The sequence below is a fragment of the Microbacterium sp. LWO14-1.2 genome (assembly GCF_038397715.1).
Classification (GTDB): domain Bacteria; phylum Actinomycetota; class Actinomycetes; order Actinomycetales; family Microbacteriaceae; genus Microbacterium.
In genome coordinates this window covers 1,182,777-1,200,151 of the sequence record NZ_CP151633.1, presented here as the reverse complement: position 1 = coordinate 1,200,151, position 17,375 = coordinate 1,182,777, and the positions used below count along the sequence as shown (strand labels likewise).

The following is a 17,375-nucleotide window of genomic DNA, read 5'->3' as shown; positions in this document are numbered from 1 at the left end:
ATCAATACGAATTGGATTGCCGGATGAGTCTCAACGCCTACATCTGGGCCGCTGACCTGCCGCTGAGCCGGTGCAACGGCACGGCGCACCGCGTGCTCCTGAAACTCGCTGACCGCGCCGACGAACTCGGCTATGGCGCGTATCCGAAGCTGGCCAACATCGCCGAGACGCTGGAGTGCTCGACTCGCACCGTCCAGCGGGCCATCCGCGAACTGCTCGCCGAAGGGCTCATCCGCGAAGGCGATCAGAGCTACGTCCAGCACCTCGACCCTCGCTATCGCCCGACCGTCTACGACGTCATGACGTGGGCGCTCCAGTACTCCGAATCCAGGGGTGACAACCGTGTCACCCCTTCCGAATCCAGGGGTGACAGCCACGGGCCTTCAGGGGTGACAACTGGTGTCGCACTAAGAACCGTCCATGAACCTCCTACCAAGACTCTCTCTCCTACCTCACGTACCTAAACGCGCGAGAAAGCGAAAAGACCAATGAGTCACATCCATCGATTCGATCCGGTGTCCGGCTGGTGCCAGGACTGCCAGCTACGCGACGACGGACGCCTCATGAGCTTCGCCGGAGACGAATGGCGACCCGGCCCCGACTACACACCTGAACAACTCGCAGCATTCACGAAAGGCGCTCACCATGCCCGCTCCTGACTCGATCCCGGCTCTCTGGGTCGCGATCCTCTTCGTCCTGATCCTGGCCCTCTGGATCACATTCGACCTTCGCGAGCGGAAGCGCCTGGAACGCGCATACGCAGCGGATGCCGTCGTTGCCGCTGAGAGGGCCGTGTCGATGGCCAGCAGTGGCGAGTGCGCCCGCGCATGGGTGACCGGAGGTCGGCTCCACTTGTGCGCCCGACCCTACGAGCACCAGGGGCCGTGTGACTGTGGCATCTGCCCGGACGGGCTGGACCGATGAGCGCCATGACGACGTCGGAGGCTCACGCGTGCCGCCACACGATCAACCGGCTCACCACGCTGGTGGACTCGGCGCGCGACCTCCGCACCGAAGCGAAGGGGCTAGGGCTCCGCGACACCGCACGGTCGCTCAACGACGCGGCGCGGACGCTGGACGGGGCGCGCACGCGCCTTGTCGAAGACGGGCCGGAGTACCTGGACGCCGCGCGAGCGTTCATCAACGCGGCAGAGAACATGCTCACGGACCGGGCCATCTACATCGGTCGCTTCGCCAACGGGCGTCACTGAGCCATGAGCGCCAAGCATCAGACAGCCGAGTACCGACGCAACGCGTCGGTGATCCGGGGCCGTGTGCGCGCAGCACACAGCGCCGGACGGGATGTCGCGTGCTGGCGCTGCCGTCGACCTATCGCACCTGGCCAGCCGTTCGACGTCGGCCACCTGCCCGGCGCGCTCGGCTCCGCACTGCACGAGCTAGCACCTGAGCACCGACACCGCACGGGCGGATGCGTCGGCAACCGATCCGCAGGAGGACGGCAGGGCGCAGCCATCACCAACAGCCGCAAGCACATCAACGTCCCGACGAAGCAAGAGACATCATGGCCAATCTGATCGCACCAACGTTCGAAGAAAGCGAAGCCGGTTCTTTGAGAGACGTCGCCACCACTACCGCCTCCGGCAGCGAAATCCCCCCCCTGGACTGGGCCGGGCTGGAGCTACCGGAAGAAGTGTTCGAACATCCTCTACTCGATGAGGCCGCATGGGTGGAGCTTCGCGACTCGGGCCGCGATCCCCTCGACGCCTCGGCGCTGCACACCAGCTACCAGGCGCGAGCGGAGTTCCTGGTCGGCGCATGGATCATCAACGAACTCGTGCCGCGCCGCATCGTCGCCGGGGGACTGCTCGGCAACCTCCAGCCGCAGATGCTCCGAACCGCCGACGTTCTCGGGACCGGTGGTCCGCTCGACCCGGACGACATCGCCGATGACGACGGTAGCTTCCTGAACGCCGTGCTGGAGCCGCGCCGATCCTCCAAGACCACCAGCCTGTGGTGCATCCTTCTCGGGCGATGCTGGATGCGCGCGGTCTACATGGCCGGGTACACGATGCTCACCACCGCGAAGAAAGCGGGCGAGCGCTTCAAGCTCGACGTGCGCGACCCCATCACCCGGAAGTGGCGCGACAAGCCGCATCGCGAGAAGGTCATGGGCGTCAAGCTCATGGAGTCCAACGGCTCCCTCGGCATCGAGTTCGCCAACGGCTCGAAGCTCGCGATCCTCTCGCCGAACGGCGATGACGTCCGCTCCGGCGCATACGACATCCTGGTCCTGGACGAAGCGGGCGAAGCGGAACCCGAGATGTGGGACGACATCGTCGGCGCTGTCATCCCCTCCTTCGACACCCGCCCCGGCGCGCAGCTGATCTATGCGGGGACGGGCGGCAAGTACCGCGATGGCTCGCACTTCTGGGCCACGCTCCACAACCCCGCAGCGGGCCGCATCCGCTACGGCGTCCCGGATGACATCGATGAGAAGCAGTTGGACTCCTGGGAGGCTGGGGCCGGAGCGCTCATCGAGCAGTGGCACCCCGGCCTGGACGGCCTCACGAAGCTGTCAATCATCCGCCAGAACTTCCCGATCCTCGGCCCGCTCCGCTTCGGCATGGAGTACCTCGGACACTTCGGCAAGGCGACCGGCAACGACACCGTCATCGGCTCGGAGTGGGGCGAGACGACCGAACGCGGCGCGCTCCCCACCGGAGTCACCCCGCTCTCGCTCGCCTTCGCCGTCCACCCGGGCGGACTCTGGGCATCCATCGCGGTCGCGTGGTACCTGCCCGACGAAGGCGGCGACTTCGCCCGCGCCGCATGGGCGCTCGACGGCGACGACGACCAAGCGCCCCGCGTCGGCGTCAAGATCATCCACCACCAGGAGGGCAACGCCCGGATGGCGGCCACCCTCTGGAAGTACTGGAAGCAGCTCCGGCTACCGATCGTCTACGACGATTCCCCGCAAGAGAAGTCCATCATCCAGGAACTGAACCGGGACGCCCGGCCCCGGCCACAGGCAACCATGATCCGCTTCGGTGAGAAGAGCGTGGCCCACACGAAGCTCATCAACGGACTGCGCCACGGCGACGTCCGCCACTGGGAACAGGGGCCACTAGACAAGGCCGCAGCTGGAGCCGTCAAGCGGACCTCCGGAAAGGCCGTTCTCTTCGGCTCGCCCGCCTCCGATCCGGCGTTCGACATCACGCCTCTGGAGGCGTGCGCCGCCGCGTTCTATAAGCTCCCGGACCCGACCGTCGCGGACGCGTTCGAGCCGATCGTTATGGGGTAGCTACAAAGTTATCCACAGGGTCTTGTTGACATCCTACAAATCGGCCGCTTACCGTTCTCGACATGTCCTGGTTCTCGCGCCTGTTGTTCGGCCCTCCCGCATCGGCGGGCAACGTCCTCGCATCCGGCGCGATCATCCCTCCCTTCGCTCCCACCCCCGAGCTGGCCGCGCTGGTCTACTCCGACATCTACGGGCCGACCGGCCTGGACGCCGTCACCCGCGAAAGCGCCATGACCGTCTCGCCCATCAAGCGCGGGCGAGCGGTCATCGTCGGACGTCTGGCCGACTTGGTGTTCGAGCAGGGCGAAGAGGTCGACGGAGAGTTCATCGCCGACCCCGAGCAGCCCGCATGGCTCACCTCGACCCAGACGCCTCAGACGTGCTGGCACCGCTTCGCCTGGTCGCTGGACGACGTGATCTTCACCGGCTGGTCCCTCTGGATCGTGCAGCGCGACGAAGCCGGGAAGATCACCGACGCGGCCCGGCTCGCTCGCCACCGCTGGACCTTCGACACCGCGTCCCCGACCGGCGTATCCATCGACCAGCACCCCGTCACCGACGACAAGTCCGTGATCCTCTTCGCCGGTCCCGACGACGGACTCCTCATCACCGCACGCGATGCGATCCGGGGCTGGCGCTACATGGAGCGCGCGTGGGTCGGTCGCGTCCGCAACCCTATCCCGCTCATCGTCCTTCACGAGAAGGAAGCCAACGGCGTCAACCAGGCCGAAGCCACGGCGCAGGTGACGGCCTGGTCCAACGCTCGCACCAGCGAGAACGGCGCAGTCGGCTTCCTGCCCGCCAGCCTCGACCTCGAAGTCTATGGCGAAGTCGAAGCCGACCTGTTCGACAACGGGCGCAACGCCGCCCGCATCGACATCGCGAACCAGATGAACCTGCCCGTCTCGTACCTCGACGGCTCCACCGCCACCAGCAGCCTCACCTACGTCACGCAGGAAGGCACCCGAAACCAGATCATCGACGACCTCGAGTACTGGATCGCGCCGTTCGAAGCCCGCCTGACTCAGGAGGACGTGACCGGCAACAAGGCCAAGGTCATCCGCCTCAACCGGTCCAACCTCACCGCCACCCCGAACGACACCCACGGCGCGTCCGCCCGCGCCACCACACCCACGCCTCAGGAGGCAGCAGCATGACCGAGCACGGCGACTTCTCCTACGACCCCACCACGCGCACCATCCGGGGCATTCTGCTCCCGTTCGGCGAACTCTCCCGCACCAGCGTTTCCCAGACGGAACCGGTGATGTTCGGCGCGGACAACATCGACCTCCCGCGCGACCCCGACGTCATCACCCTCAACCGGAACCACAACCGGCACGACCCCATCGGGCGCGCCACGTTCCTGGAGAAGCGTGCCACGGGCGTCTACTCCGAGTTCCGGGTGGCCGACACCGACGAAGGCAACGACTACCTCCGCGACAACATCGACGCGAACGGCAAGCCCAAGCCCGGCGCACTGAGCAAGCTGTCCGCCGAGGTCACCGACTTCGTCCGCGACGGAGCCAAGGCGATCAAGGCACGCCTCACGGGAGCGGCCACGGTCACGGAAGGCGCGTTCGCCGGAGCCGGTCTCTTCGCCATCGCGCCGGAGGCTCTGGCCGACGAAGCCAGCGACACCCTCGCCGAAGCCATCGCCGGATTCCGCGGCGACCTCGCCACCCTGACCGACGCCCTCAACGGCCTGACCGCGAAAGACCCGGAAGCCGCCCCGGCACCCGGCACTGACCCCGACAAGGAAAAGGAAGCACTCATGGGAAACATCGTCCCGGACGGCACCGTGGCCACCACCACGCCCCGCCCCACCCTCGAAGGCCTGTTCGCGGCGCTCACGCGCAACGACGCGGACAGCCTGGCCCCCTACGCCGCAGCGGGTGAACTCTTCGCCCTCCAGACGGTGCAGCAGTCCGGACCCACCACGGTCACCATCGGAGCGGACACACAGGAGACCGGCTACCTCGGCGAGCTCTGGACCCGTGCGCCCTACCAGCGCCGGTTCGTCCCCCTGGTGGACCAGGCCACGCTGACGAACTACACGATGCGCGGCTGGCGCTGGGTGGAGGGCAAGCGCCCCGAGGTCGCCGACTACGCGGGCAACACCCAGGAGGTGCCGTCCAACGCCCTCGACACCGAGCCGGTGGACGTCACCGCCGCGCGTCTCGCCGGAGGCCACCGGCTCGACCGCCGCTTCCGCGACTTCAACGACCAGAGCGTGATCGCGAGCTACCTCGTGAACCAGGCCGAGGACTACAAGCGCAAGACGGACGGCAAGGTGCTCGCCGCCATCATGGCCGCTGGCACCGTCACCGCCCCCGGCACCGTGCCCGCTGGCATCGCCAAGGGACTGGCCGCCGTCGTGGACGGCGCACTCGGCGTCATCGCCACCGAGAACCGCCCCGCGTTCGCGCTCATTGACCCGGCCCTGTGGCGCGACATCGTCCTCACCCCCAAGGACGATGTGCTCGCGTTCCTGAACGCCGGGTTCGGTCTCGAAGAGGGCGACATGGCCGGGTTCAAGCTCATGCCCGCAGCGGTCGGCGCGGGCAAGGTGTTCGTGGGCGCGAAGGAAGCGCTGACGTACTACGAACTCGGCGAGACCCCGATCCGCGTGGACGGCGTCCAGCCGGGCAACGGCGCGGAGGACATCGCCGTGTTCGGCTACTGGGCGACCCTCGCGAACAACGCGCAGGCGATCCGCTCCGTCACGGTCGCGGCCTGAGACTCGGGGGCGTAGACGACATGGCAACGTGGCTCACCGCCGACGACACGGAACTCCAGGTTCTGTGGCCCGATGTCCCGATGGACGACGCGGTCGCGAACCTGTTCCTGAGCGCCGCGAAGGACGCGTGTCTCGCCTACGCCCCCGAACTCATCCCCACCGGGTACGCGCCGGTCACCCTCACCTGGCCGACCGGCTACACCCTTCGCCTCACCCGAGAGGGTGACGTCATCACCGGCGTTCTCACCAGCAGCGGGGGCGCGGCATCGACGGTGATTCGCCCTCTCCCGGCCACGTTCCTCCCGGCCGGGACGGTGCGCGTCCTGGAGTACAACTCGCCGGACGCGCCGACCGCCGTACTCACCATCAACGACGTCCCTGCACTCGGGGGCATCGGCGCGTCCTACTCGGGGCAGATCGCAGCGGGCGAGACGATCACCGCGCAGTGGGTCGGCGACCCCGTGCCCGGCGACGGCATCCCCGATTCGTGGGTGCTCGCTCAGGCGCTCCAGGCCCGCAACCTCTACAACTCGGCGAAGGCTTCGCCGGGCGGAGACATGGATGGCAGCGGCTACGGCATCACCGCCTTCCCGCTCGACTGGCAGGTCCAGCAGCTTCTGCGCCCGCGCCGCGCCGTGGGAGTGATCGCATGAGCGTGCGCAAGGAGATCGAGACGCAGCTGAAAGCGGACTGGGCGGACATCGCCGAACTCGCCGGGGTCCGCGTCATCGCGACCGAACGCGAGCTGGACGACATCACCGTCCCCACCGCGCTCATCCGGGGGAAGAGCTTCGCCCTGACCCCGCAAGCGCCGCTGTCTCACCGCAACGTCGGACTCCTGGTCACCCTCATCTCCCCGCACCTGGACCTGGACCGCGCAGGGGACCAGCTGGACGACATCGTCACCGCCACCCTCGACTACCTCGACGCCCGCTACAGCCACGACGACGCCACCGCAGTCGGCTACGGCGCGCGTCTCGCCTACGACATCCCGTTCACCGTCATCGCCTCAAAGGAGTAACCACCATGGCCAACATCGCAGCCGCCCCGTTCGTCCTGAAGAACGTCACGTGTGGCATCGGAACGGACACCTACGAAGCAGCGCTTCGCACGATCCGTTTCGACCCGACCACGCCCGTCATCAAGTGGCGCGGCCTCACCCCGACGTCCCGGTTCCGGTTCTTCGGAGACCCCGAGTGGACGGCAACGATCACGTTCGCGCAGGACATCGCCTCCGCGGCCAGTCTCTCCAAGCGCCTCCACAGCGCGACTCCCGGAGAGTCCGTGGTGATGACGTTCGATCCCATCGCCGGAGGGGCGACGGTCACCGCCACCATCCTTCTCGTACCCGCCAGCATCGGCGGCGACATCGACACCGTGCCGGAGGCGTCGGTCACGTTCGAAGTTGCGGGCCAGCCCGTCATCGGCGCGTAGGCCCGAACGGGACCGGCGATGCGTTTAGACGTGAGAGCTTCGCGAGAACTCCTCGCGGCGATCTATGCCATCCGTTCACTGGATCGGACGATTGCCAAGCTCAACCGCCAGCAGACGAAGCGCGTCGCCGGTCCCGAGTGGAAGAAAGCCCTGTCAGAGCGGGCCGATACCCGACTGGAGCACCGCGTCATCGTGGACACCGCCGTCGTGTCGGTCTCCGATCAGAACGTGCGCATCCAGTCGGCGGGCAAGGGGCGTCCCCTCACGGGGGGATTCAACCCCAAGACGGACTATCACGCCACGGAGTTCGGCGCTGACCGCGACCGGCGCACCACCTACCGACGCAAGAGCCGCAAGGGCGGAACGCACGAAGTCACGAGACGGGCTGCAACGGCCATGAAACCGCGCAACAGCAGCGGCTACGTGTTCTTCCCCGCCGCCAAAGAAATGATCCCGCGAATGGCGCGCCTGTGGGTACAGACCACCGTGCGCACCATCGCCACAGCCTTCGAAGGGAAGCAGGAGTAATGGCCCTCACCATCGACATCGCCGCCAATTCCCGAGCCGCGCAACGCGATGTCAAAGACCTCTCCAAGGCGCTGGACGACACAGCCGACGCGCTGGAGGACATCACGCGTGACGGCGACAAAGCGGGCGACAAGCTCGAAGCCTCCTTCCGCGACATGGTCCGCTCAGCCGGACGCGCCGACGACGCTGTCCGCAAGATCGGCGACGGCGCTAAACAGTCCTTCGACAAGGCATCAGACGGCGCAGAAGAGTTCGCCGACGAAGCCAACAGCACCGCCCGCGAAGCCGCCGCATCCTTCGACGGTTCCGCCGAGTCCATCGCCGACGCACTCCAGGAAATCGCCGCCAACGCCTTCGCCGGGTTCGGTCCCGCTGGCGCTGTCGCGGGCCTGGCGGCGGCAGCTGGTATCGGACTGGCAGTGGCCGGGTTCGAGAACGTCCAAGAGGCGCAGGAAGAGCTTCAGGCGCTCACCAACGAATGGGCCAACACCTACCTCGAAGAGGGTTCCAAGGTGCTCTCCACCGCGACCATCGTCGCGAAGGGGCTGGAGATTCTGAGCAACCAGCACGCGGAAGTCACGGAGAACGCACGCCTTTGGGGAGTCGCCGAAGAGACCGCAGTTGCGGCCATGGCGGGATCGCCCGCCGCTCTCGATGAGGTAGCCGCCGCCCTGGACCGCAAGCGCGATGCGGCGGCGAAGGATGCTCAGGCGGCGCAGGAACTCGCTCAGGCGAACGGCGGAACGGTGGGCTCACTCACTCCGCTGGAGGTCGAAGTCAACAAGGCCACCGACGCATTCAACCGGCACGTCCAGGCGCAGCGGGACGGCGCGACCGCCGTGGACACCATGTCCTACTTCCTCCGTGACCAGGCAACCGCAGCGAAGGACGCCACTCTCACTGTCGATGAGTTCGGGGACAGCATCTACACGCTCCCTGACGGCAAGCAAATCTACATCGACGCTGAGACAGGACAGGCGACCGAGAACGTCAGCGCGATCGAGAGCAAGATCTACGGCATCCCGGACGGCAACGCCACCGTGTACGTCAACGGGGACACGTCTGACGTCGACCGCAAGCTCCGCATCCTCTCCGGAACCACCATCAAGATCGGCGCGCGGATCGTTACCTCAGGGAACGGCTGGGATCAGTAATGGCCACCACCATCACGCACGGCGGCGGGGCCATCGTCCCCGCCCTGGTCGACGGCTTTGAAGCGGAGAGCGAGACACGCACGCGCGTGCACCGCATCATCGGGCGGCCCGACCCGGACATCACTCTCCGTCCGCTCGACCTCCGTTCGGGTGTCCTGACCCTTCTCTTTGCGACCGGGGCCGCAGCGGCATCCGCCGAGAGCGCGCTGCGCGTTCCGCAGGTGCTCACTCTCAGCGACCCCGAAGTCCCGCAGGTGGCCATGTCATTCGTCGTGGCGGAAGGACGCATGCGGACCCGGCTGGACCCGGATAGCCGTTCTGCGTGGCTCCTGGAAGTCCCCTTCTGTGAGGTCGGTTCATGACGACCGTCAGCCAGCACACCTACACCGCAGAGCTTGCAGGGCTCGGCACTGTCCTTTCGATCACGGGTGGCAACCTCACCCAAGACGCGGGCGCGGTTCCGCACGTCCAGGGAACGATCACGCTCGCCGTGGAGGACGCCGCACTCCTGGACGACCTCGACCCGCGAGACTCCCGCCGCATCATCGTCGGTGCGACCGGAGCATTCGGCAGCGTCACCAATTCCCGGACGTTCAACCTCGGGATCCGCTCCGTGTCGCCGAACCGGGCGGACGGAACCGTCACCGTCGATCTCGCCTCCGATGAGGCGATCCTCAAAGACTTCGCGCAGCTGACTGACGATGCCGGAGCACGAGCGCACCAAGCGTCACTCCGCGCCGTGACGGCGTACGTCCTGGCCAAGATCGGCGCAACCCTGGACCCCGGCCCCGAGGACGCCGACGTCACCGCGTACTGGTCAGTCACGAACCAAGTGACGAACGCGCGACTGGCCAACAATGGCGCCGCGTGGCAAGTAGGTTCCGGGGCATCCGGTGGCGCCCGCGTGGTGATGTCCGCACCGCTCCCGCCCGTGGGAAATACCGCCTACAGCTGGACCGCAGCAGCCGGAGAGTCCAACGTCGTCCCGCTCTCCGCGCGATACCGCGTCACCCCCGGCAAGTGGTATGTGTTCACCGCCTACCTCTGCTCGGGGGTCGCCCGACAGGCGCGGGCCGCTGTGCAGTGGTGGAGCGCGGGCGGGTCAGTCGCATCCGCCACCGCATACGGCGCGTTCATATCGTCCGACGTCACCGCGTTTCGACGCATGCACGTCATCGCGCAGTGCCCGCCCGGAGCGGACGAAGCGGTCCCGTACATCAACACCGTAGGCAACGCGGCCGGGAACCTTCACTACGCCACGATGGCCATGTTCTACGAAGGGGCCGAACTCATCCCGTACTTCGATGGCGGGCTGGCCGACGACGCGCATTACGGCTATGAGTTTCAAGCCGCTGTGCACGCCTCCACCTCGACGCGCGTTCCGGTTATCGAGCGACGTCCCGAGTCGCTGACATGGCGGGCCGGTGTGTCCGCCATGGACTTCATCCAGCCACTACTCATGGCGGCTGGTCTCCGGCTGGTGTGCGACGGCGCGCGTCGCTGGACACTGCGCGGAGAGAGCTACCGGGCGGCGGGCGCGCAGATGTGGCGCTACGGCGTGAACATCGAGAGCGCTGACGAAAGCCTCTCCCGTGATGACGAAACGTGGTTCGACGCCGCGGTCTACATCTACACCTGGACCGACGGCGACGGCATCGAGCAGACCCGCACGGACGCATTCAGCTTGACCAGCACTCCCACGAAAGTACTCCGCCGCGAACTCGCTACCCCCTATCCCGGCCCCGGACGCGCGGAACACATCGTCACCCGCGCGCAGGGCAAGGGGCGAAGCATCACCGTTTCCGGCATCCCCTCTTGGACAGAGCAGACGGACCAGGCGCTCTCCGTCCTCCTGGAGGGAACACCCATCCAGACCGGCATCAGTGCGCGACTCCGGTTCGACTTCGATACCGACACCGTCACTGTCACCAGCCGCACCACCGACACCCCGGCAGGAGCAATCGACCTCCTGCCGGGGACCATCAACGCCCTGGTCGGCACCATCAACGCCCTCTGAAAGGAACCGTCATGCCACTCACCCCGACCCCTGGAGCCGACGCACTCGCGGCGGGCATCGCTCTCGTACCGGGAACCGGCTTCGCGTCCGACCTGGACGAATACATCAACCGGCTCGCCGACGAAGTCGCGCGGCGGACCATGGCGACGCTGTCCGTCGCGAAGGGCGGGACGGGGGCTACGACCGCCGCAGCGGCACGCGCCAACCTCGGCGTGGTGCTCGCGGCCCTCGGGTCCGTGGAGGTCGGCAAAGTCGTCTCCTATGACGCGGCGGGCCGCATCCCGAGCAACTCGCCCTCTGGCCCCGCCGACGTCGCCACCAAGGGTTACGTAGATGCGTTCTGGAACGCGGCCACGCTCTACCTGAACAACGTCGTTGTGCAAGGGCAGCTGTACACGCCCGCTGCAACGCCGGTCACCGCCGGCTATGTCGCGGCCTACATCAACAACGACGGTCGGGTCGGTAAGTCGCCCTCTGCGCGACGGTTCAAGAAGGACATCAGCGACCACGCCTACTCCGTTCGCGACCTTCTCGGCATCCGGCTCCGGACCTACCGACTCCGGGCCGCTGTCTTCGGAGAGGGCTGGGAGGACGCGCCGGTCGAAGTGGGTGTGATCGCGGAAGAACTGATCGACGCGGGTCTCTCCGAGTTCGTCCACTTCGACGCGAACGGGGAACCGGAGACCGTCCATTACGAGCGCCTGGCGCTGGTCGCTATCGGAGCGCTGCAGGAACTCGCCACCACCGTCGCGGACCTTACTGCCCGAGTCGAAGCACTGGAGGCGTGATGGGCGGCGCACCCACCCTAGAGACCGTCCGCCCCGGCGTGACCTTCACCCCACCCGCCGCCGCATCCTTCCGGAGACTCGAAAGCGACCGTGGACGGGCCGTGGACATCAACCGCACCTATGCGGACTGGGATACCCAGATGGCCATGTACGAAGCGTGGGAGGCGTGGGTCGCAGGACGCGGGCCTAAGCCGAACCACTCGCGTGCCGTGCACCCGCGCGAGTCCGACCACACGGCGGGGGTCGGCCTGGACTCCGACGACTGGACAGACCCGGAGTTCGTAGAGCTCGCCGCCGACCACGGATGGATCAGGACGCACGCCAGCGACCCGACCGAACGGCACCACTTCAAGTACCTCGAAGGTCGGGACAACCACCGCAACCGGCCTTCGGCAAGCCCTCAGAGAAGGAGAAAGCACATGGAGCTGTGGAAGATCACGGACGACTACAACGGCAACGGGGGAGGCCCCGGCTGGTGGCTGGTCAACGAAGCCACAAGCGGCTTCCTGTTCACGAACGACGGGCTGCACGTCGGGCGCACGTGGGCGGTCGGTTACGGGCCGGAACGGGCGATGGACCGCTACGCGGCGGCGACGTGCCTGACCGCGCTCGCGCTCACCGTCCCCGCGTCGGTCCGCGCTGAGGTTCCGCCCAACGCTCGAAAGGCCGTGGCGGTATGAGCGAGTCGATCGCGCTCGCGCTGATCGCCGGAACACAGGCGATCCTTGTGGCCGTGATCGGCGTCCTCGGAGTCCGCATCGGGAAGGTCCGCCGAGACACGACGGCCACCCGAGAACAGGTCGTCAACCATCACGAGACGAACTTCCGCGAAGAGAACGACAGCCGTCACGACGAAACGCGGGGATGGTTCCGCGACCTTCGCCGCGACGTCGGCGGCATCCGTGAGGACATCCGGGGACTTCGGGCCGACCACCGCGCGCTCTCGCGGCGGGTAGACACCATCCAACAGAAAGGCACACCATGACCGAACCGCTCACCCGACGCGAGCGCCGCGCCGCCGCACGCGCGACCGCATCCCGCGTACTCACCCCCGCCGTCCGCCGATGGGCCTACGGAGTGGCCGTCGCGGCCATCGGGGTCGCCGTGTTCGCCGGATGGATTCCGGCCACGGCGTCCCCCGTGGCGCTCCCGCTCATCATGGCGTTGCTCTACGTGGACGACTCCGGCGAGCCGCGCTAACCGCTACTCCGCGTTGGCGCGTCGATGGCGCTCGAGTTCAATCTCGTAGCTGCCGTCGGCGCGCCAGAGTGCGTGATGACGCAGACCGCTCACCACGGCGGCGCGAACCACGAAGTACAGCACCGCCCCGCCGATGACGAACGCGGCGAGCCACGTCATGAGGATCATCACAAGATCAGGCGTAGCGGACATCAGCGGCCTCCAGTTCATCCACGAGTGACCGCATGCGCTTGCGGTCAAGCTCAACATATCGCCTAGTCGTGCTCGGGGACGCGTGGCCAAGTAGCTCCTGCACGAGCAGCAGATCACTCCGCAGCGCGTAGGCCCGCGTCCCGAACCGATGGCGGAGCGTGTGCATCGTCCAGCCGTCCGGCATCAGGTTGCGGATGCGCTTGCCGACGTAGGCGGGGGACAGGTGACCGGGTCCCCAGTCGCCGGGGAAGAGGTAGCCGTCCGGCGCGTCCTGAATCATCCGGGCGAGCGAGCCGGGCAGGGGCACCACGCGCTCCTTGTCGCCCTTCCCGTGCACCACCAGCGACCAGCCGACCAAGTCGTCCAGCAGATCGCGCGTGTGCACTTGGGCGACCTCAGACCGGCGCATGCCCGTTTCGGCGGCGAGCCGGAGCATGAGCGTTTCGCGAGCCGGTGCACGCAAGAGTGCTTCCCGGTAGACGGCATCCGGCGCGGGACGCGGTCGCGCCGCCGACGCCTTCACCGGGGGCAGCGCTTCGGCCACCACCTTGTCAACGCGTCCCGTGGCGACTCCCCAGCGCCAGAACGCCAGGAACGTCGCACGGCGCGACCGGCGCGTCTCTCGCGCCCATTCCTGCATCCCTGTGTAGGTGATGAGGTCATCCCCGGTGACCTCCCACGGTGACGCGATGTCGACTCGGCGAGCGAGGTGATACAGGTGATCCCGTCTCGCTCGCCGTGTCGTCTCGGGCTTGCCGCCCGCTTTCTGGTGCGCCAGGAAGTCCGTGACCTCCGCGACCCATGCCTCATTCAGCATGTTCACTCCTCATTGAAACTGCACCCAGCGCCCCACATAAGTAAAGCGTTCGGAATAACTACCGGCTCCGACCCTCGACGTCCGGCCATGCGCTCGTGATGCGAGAGAGGCAGGTGCCGCCCCGCCAGATCGAGCTACCGAGCCGCCCCATCGACCCGCACCGAGCGCACCCGCTGCCGATGCACGCAGCGCAGCGCATCGACTTGACCGTGAGCGGGGCGTAGTCGTCCAGGTCGAACAGGGCGTCAGCCACCGTGTCTCCGAACCTCGACATTCCCGTGCAACAGGCGCATGGGCGTAGTGGGCTCGTGCTTCGGGCAGTAGACCCGGCGGCCTCGGGCGGCGAGGTAGAGCGTCCACCCGGCGTCGAATGCGGGCTGGGCGGCCTTCGTCTCGTCACCCCATCGGACCGGCTCGTAGGTGCGTGACTCCCAGCGAGCGCCGCACTTGTCGCACCGCAGGGTCGCCTTGGCAACGATCGGCTTCACGTAGATGTCACCCATGGTCATGTCTCCGAATCTCGTGGTCGGGTTCCTGGCAGATGTGAGGGCTGTAGCCCTCTTCCATCCCGCACCCTGGGCAGTCGATGACCAGCCAGGGGCCAAGGGTGCGGCGGACCGTCTGCCCGTCCTCAGTCGTCCACTGGTAGCCGGTCCGGGCCTCTTCCGTCGTGTCGATGAGATCGATAAGTTCGGCCTTGGTCATCCGCGAGAGTTCGCGGCGACGCTCCAGGCTCACGCGGTCACCTTCTCGGCATAGCGTTGTTGGGCCGCTTGGCGGGTGATCCCGAGCCCATCGCCGATGTACTGCCATGAGTGGCCCTGTGCCCGCAGCCCGGCGACGGCGCGAGTGATGGCGTCCTCAACCTCATCGCGGAGGGAGGTCAACTCGCCGAGTTGCCAGTCATCTTCCTGGGCCACGCGAGCGCCAGCGCGGCGGATGATGCGTCGGGCGAAATCGAGATATGAGGACGTCTCGATGTCGCGACGGCTCACAGTGCCACCCCGGACACGTTCGCGATTTCAGCGTCAAGCTCCAGTTGACACCAGATTCCGGCGAGGGTGAGCGCCCTATCGGCGGTCCAAAACGGGTCGGTGTCTCCGAAACAGAAGGTTAGGGGTTCGAGTCCCTTCGGGCGCACATCACTCGGAGATCCCCGTCGCGGAAGCGGCGGGGATTTCTGCATCCTGGGGCTGTCTCGCCAGCGCCGTCAGGCGTCGGGCGAGGGCGCGAGGCGGTACAGCACCTGCGGGCGTCCGCGCTTGCCGTAGCGGTGCGCGAGGTCGATCACGCCCGTCTCGACGAGGTGGTCGAGGTAGCGACGGGCGGTCGCGCGCGAGAGCGAGCAGGTCGCTGCGATCTCGGAGGCCGACCGAGACGTGACCGGGTCGAGGGCCGCGATCATGCGCGCCAGCGTGACCTCGGCGAGCCCCTTGGGCAGCCCGCCGGCCTGCTCCGGTGAGGGCGAGGGCGACCGATCGCCCGCTCGGTCGCCCAACCGGATGGTGCCGGTGGCGAGCAGCCGGTCGACCTCGCCCTGGGCGAGCGGCCGGTCGTGCTCATCGGCGTCGCGCGCGCTGCGGCGCGCGACGTACTCCTCCAGCCGTCGACGGAGCACGTCCTGCGTGAAGGGCTTGATGAGGTATCCGACGACGTGAGCCGCGAGGGCCTGCCGCACCGTCACCTGGTCGCGCGACGAGCTGATCACGAGGACGTCGGGTCCCGTCGCGCCGATGACACGGAGCCGGTGCAGCACCTCGACGCCGCTGATGTCGGGCAGGCGCATGTCGAGCAGCAGCAGATCGACGTCGTCGGTGACCTGCGCGAGCGCCGAGGCGCCGGTGCCGGCGGTGCCAGCCAGCTCGAAGCCCGGAGTCTCGGCGATGAATCGACCGTGCAGCGCACGAGCGCCGGGATCGTCGTCGACCACGAGGACACGGATGCCGCTCATCGCACGGCATCCATCTCGAAGTCGAAACGCGCGCCGCCGAGCGACGAGCGCCCCACCTCGATCACACCGCCGCGCGCCACGACCGCGCGACGTACGAGGTCGAGACCGATGCCGCGACCGCCGACGGCGCGGTCCGCCTTCGACGAATAGCCGCGCGCGAACACCCGCTCGACGTCGGCGGGGTCGATACCCGGTCCGTCGTCCTCCACCGAGCCGACGAGTGTGCGTCCGCGCTCCGCCAGGGTGCAGCGCACGCGCCGTGCGCCGGCCTCTCCCGCGTTGCGGCACAGGTTCGCGACGACGAGCAGCACGCCCTCGTCGATCGCGATGTCGTCGTCGACCCCGAGCTCGAGCCGCGTGCCCAGCGCGGTGAGCTCGTTCTGCACGGCCTCGATCGCCACGCCCATGACCGTGGTTCCGCCGACTCCCGGTCGCTCGGTCGTGAGCACCGGGACGATGCCGTCGATGTAGGCGAGCGCGTCGTCGGCGTCGCCGTGCGAGACGAGCCCGTGGATCACGTGGAGCCGGGTGCTGAACTCATGTGACTGCTCCTGCAGGGCGGTGGTGGTGCGCCGCAGGTGCTCGTGCTCGGCCGCCTGCTCGTCGAGACGGCGGAAGCGGCGCTCGATCGCCGCGCCCACGGCCGAGCTCGCGAGGGTTCCGACGACGAGCGCCCCGATGATCCACGGCAGGATGTCGCCGAGCGCCTCGTCGCGACGCGCGGAGAGGCTCGATTCCAGCACGCCGACCGCCACCATGCCGATGACCCGGTCGCCGTCGCCGTAGACGGGCACCTTGGCGCGCAGTGAGCGGCCGGAGGGCCCGGTCTCGGTGCCGAGGAACTCCTCCCCGGCCAGCACCGACTCGTTCGTGGTCGACACGCGCACGCCGCGCTCTGAGGCGAGAGGATGCGTGATGCGCACCCCCTCGTCGTCGGTGATCACGACGTAGTACACCCCGGCGGCCTGCGCGACGATGTCGGCGAGGGGCTGCAGCTCCTCCGTCGCGGCGGCGAGGTCGACCGCGTCCGCCGGGTCGTCCTCATCGCCGCTGTCGACCGTCGACTCCAGCGTGCGCTGCACCTCGGGGAGCACGGCGAGGCTCGCGGCGACCTCGTGCACGCGATCGGCCGTGGAGGCGCGGATGCTGCGCTCCTGGGCCGCGATCGCGACCCCTGCCGTGACTCCGACCGCCGCGAGCACGATGAGACTGGGCAGCACGAGCATCCCGAGGCGCGCGGCGCGGGCGCCACTGCTGCGTCTCATCTCGGCTGCCTCTCCGTCGCTGGATCGCCG

The 17,375-nt window shown here is 67.8% G+C and carries 23 protein-coding genes; 16 read left to right on the top strand and 7 right to left on the bottom strand.

What is annotated here, in order from left to right:
* Positions 1-23: 23 nt before the first annotated feature.
* The 16 genes from MRBLWO14_RS05860 to MRBLWO14_RS05785 all read left to right on the top strand — a co-directional run bounded on the left by MRBLWO14_RS05860 (position 24) and on the right by MRBLWO14_RS05785 (position 13,120).
* The gene (locus MRBLWO14_RS05860) at positions 24-464 is read left to right on the top strand and encodes a helix-turn-helix domain-containing protein (protein ID WP_341935522.1); all 441 of its coding nucleotides are present in this window, start codon (positions 24-26) and stop codon (positions 462-464) included.
* Positions 465-920: 456 nt separating this feature from the next.
* Positions 921-1,211 carry a hypothetical protein gene (locus tag MRBLWO14_RS05855; protein ID WP_341935521.1) on the top strand — a complete coding sequence of 97 codons (291 nt, stop codon included), beginning with the start codon at positions 921-923 and terminating at the stop codon, positions 1,209-1,211.
* Between the two features lie 218 nt (positions 1,212-1,429).
* Positions 1,430-3,262, top strand: coding sequence for a hypothetical protein (locus MRBLWO14_RS05850; RefSeq protein WP_341935520.1), 1,833 nt, complete (start codon positions 1,430-1,432; stop codon positions 3,260-3,262).
* Positions 3,263-3,324: 62 nt separating this feature from the next.
* On the top strand, positions 3,325-4,419 hold the full coding sequence (locus MRBLWO14_RS05845; protein ID WP_341935519.1) for a hypothetical protein: 1,095 nt from the start codon (positions 3,325-3,327) through the stop codon (positions 4,417-4,419).
* Positions 4,416-5,999: a hypothetical protein gene (locus tag MRBLWO14_RS05840; protein ID WP_341935518.1), complete on the top strand. Its 1,584-nt coding sequence runs from the start codon at positions 4,416-4,418 to the stop codon at positions 5,997-5,999. The genes MRBLWO14_RS05845 and MRBLWO14_RS05840 overlap by 4 nt, the downstream gene beginning before the upstream one ends.
* A gap of 20 nt (positions 6,000-6,019) precedes the next feature.
* A complete protein-coding gene (locus MRBLWO14_RS05835) occupies positions 6,020-6,652 on the top strand; it encodes a hypothetical protein (RefSeq protein WP_341935517.1) in 633 nt (210 codons plus the stop codon).
* Positions 6,649-7,020, top strand: a complete 372-nt coding sequence (locus MRBLWO14_RS05830) for a hypothetical protein (protein ID WP_341935516.1) — start codon at positions 6,649-6,651, stop codon at positions 7,018-7,020. Before MRBLWO14_RS05835 ends, MRBLWO14_RS05830 begins: the two co-directional genes overlap by 4 nt.
* A 5-nt stretch (positions 7,021-7,025) precedes the next feature.
* The gene (locus MRBLWO14_RS05825; RefSeq protein ID WP_341935515.1) at positions 7,026-7,433 is read left to right on the top strand and encodes a hypothetical protein; all 408 of its coding nucleotides are present in this window, start codon (positions 7,026-7,028) and stop codon (positions 7,431-7,433) included.
* A gap of 18 nt (positions 7,434-7,451) precedes the next feature.
* On the top strand, positions 7,452-7,961 hold the full coding sequence (locus MRBLWO14_RS05820; protein ID WP_341935514.1) for a hypothetical protein: 510 nt from the start codon (positions 7,452-7,454) through the stop codon (positions 7,959-7,961).
* Positions 7,961-9,115, top strand: a complete 1,155-nt coding sequence (locus tag MRBLWO14_RS05815; protein WP_341935513.1) for a hypothetical protein — start codon at positions 7,961-7,963, stop codon at positions 9,113-9,115. Before MRBLWO14_RS05820 ends, MRBLWO14_RS05815 begins: the two co-directional genes overlap by 1 nt.
* Positions 9,115-9,477 carry a hypothetical protein gene (locus MRBLWO14_RS05810; RefSeq protein WP_341935512.1) on the top strand — a complete coding sequence of 121 codons (363 nt, stop codon included), beginning with the start codon at positions 9,115-9,117 and terminating at the stop codon, positions 9,475-9,477. Before MRBLWO14_RS05815 ends, MRBLWO14_RS05810 begins: the two co-directional genes overlap by 1 nt.
* Entirely contained in the window at positions 9,474-11,132 is a 1,659-nt protein-coding gene (locus MRBLWO14_RS05805) for a hypothetical protein (RefSeq protein WP_341935511.1), read from the top strand. The genes MRBLWO14_RS05810 and MRBLWO14_RS05805 overlap by 4 nt, the downstream gene beginning before the upstream one ends.
* Positions 11,133-11,143: 11 nt before the next feature.
* A complete protein-coding gene (locus MRBLWO14_RS05800) occupies positions 11,144-11,920 on the top strand; it encodes a tail fiber domain-containing protein (RefSeq protein ID WP_341935510.1) in 777 nt (258 codons plus the stop codon).
* A 101-nt stretch (positions 11,921-12,021) separates the two neighbouring features.
* Positions 12,022-12,600 (top strand): hypothetical protein, encoded by a 579-nt coding sequence (locus MRBLWO14_RS05795; protein ID WP_341935509.1) that lies wholly within the window; start codon positions 12,022-12,024, stop codon positions 12,598-12,600.
* Positions 12,597-12,905 (top strand): hypothetical protein, encoded by a 309-nt coding sequence (locus MRBLWO14_RS05790; RefSeq protein WP_341935508.1) that lies wholly within the window; start codon positions 12,597-12,599, stop codon positions 12,903-12,905. Before MRBLWO14_RS05795 ends, MRBLWO14_RS05790 begins: the two co-directional genes overlap by 4 nt.
* Positions 12,902-13,120, top strand: coding sequence for a hypothetical protein (locus MRBLWO14_RS05785; RefSeq protein ID WP_341935507.1), 219 nt, complete (start codon positions 12,902-12,904; stop codon positions 13,118-13,120). Before MRBLWO14_RS05790 ends, MRBLWO14_RS05785 begins: the two co-directional genes overlap by 4 nt.
* 3 nt (positions 13,121-13,123) lie before the next feature.
* Here MRBLWO14_RS05785 and MRBLWO14_RS05780 read toward each other — a convergent pair whose 3' ends face one another.
* From MRBLWO14_RS05780 to MRBLWO14_RS05750, 7 genes are all read right to left on the bottom strand, one after another.
* Entirely contained in the window at positions 13,124-13,288 is a 165-nt protein-coding gene (locus tag MRBLWO14_RS05780) for a hypothetical protein (protein WP_341935506.1), read from the bottom strand.
* 7 nt (positions 13,289-13,295) lie between these two features.
* Positions 13,296-14,129, bottom strand: a complete 834-nt coding sequence (locus tag MRBLWO14_RS05775) for a tyrosine-type recombinase/integrase (protein ID WP_341935505.1) — start codon at positions 14,127-14,129, stop codon at positions 13,296-13,298.
* A 245-nt stretch (positions 14,130-14,374) separates the two neighbouring features.
* Positions 14,375-14,638 (bottom strand): hypothetical protein, encoded by a 264-nt coding sequence (locus MRBLWO14_RS05770; RefSeq protein WP_341935504.1) that lies wholly within the window; start codon positions 14,636-14,638, stop codon positions 14,375-14,377.
* The gene (locus tag MRBLWO14_RS05765; RefSeq protein WP_341935503.1) at positions 14,625-14,867 is read right to left on the bottom strand and encodes a hypothetical protein; all 243 of its coding nucleotides are present in this window, start codon (positions 14,865-14,867) and stop codon (positions 14,625-14,627) included. Before MRBLWO14_RS05765 ends, MRBLWO14_RS05770 begins: the two co-directional genes overlap by 14 nt.
* On the bottom strand, positions 14,864-15,124 hold the full coding sequence (locus MRBLWO14_RS05760) for a hypothetical protein (RefSeq protein WP_341935501.1): 261 nt from the start codon (positions 15,122-15,124) through the stop codon (positions 14,864-14,866). The genes MRBLWO14_RS05765 and MRBLWO14_RS05760 overlap by 4 nt, the downstream gene beginning before the upstream one ends.
* Positions 15,125-15,339: 215 nt before the next feature.
* The gene (locus MRBLWO14_RS05755; RefSeq protein WP_341935500.1) at positions 15,340-16,080 is read right to left on the bottom strand and encodes a response regulator; all 741 of its coding nucleotides are present in this window, start codon (positions 16,078-16,080) and stop codon (positions 15,340-15,342) included.
* Positions 16,077-17,345: an ATP-binding protein gene (locus MRBLWO14_RS05750; protein WP_341935499.1), complete on the bottom strand. Its 1,269-nt coding sequence runs from the start codon at positions 17,343-17,345 to the stop codon at positions 16,077-16,079. Before MRBLWO14_RS05750 ends, MRBLWO14_RS05755 begins: the two co-directional genes overlap by 4 nt.
* Positions 17,346-17,375 lie beyond the last annotated feature (30 nt).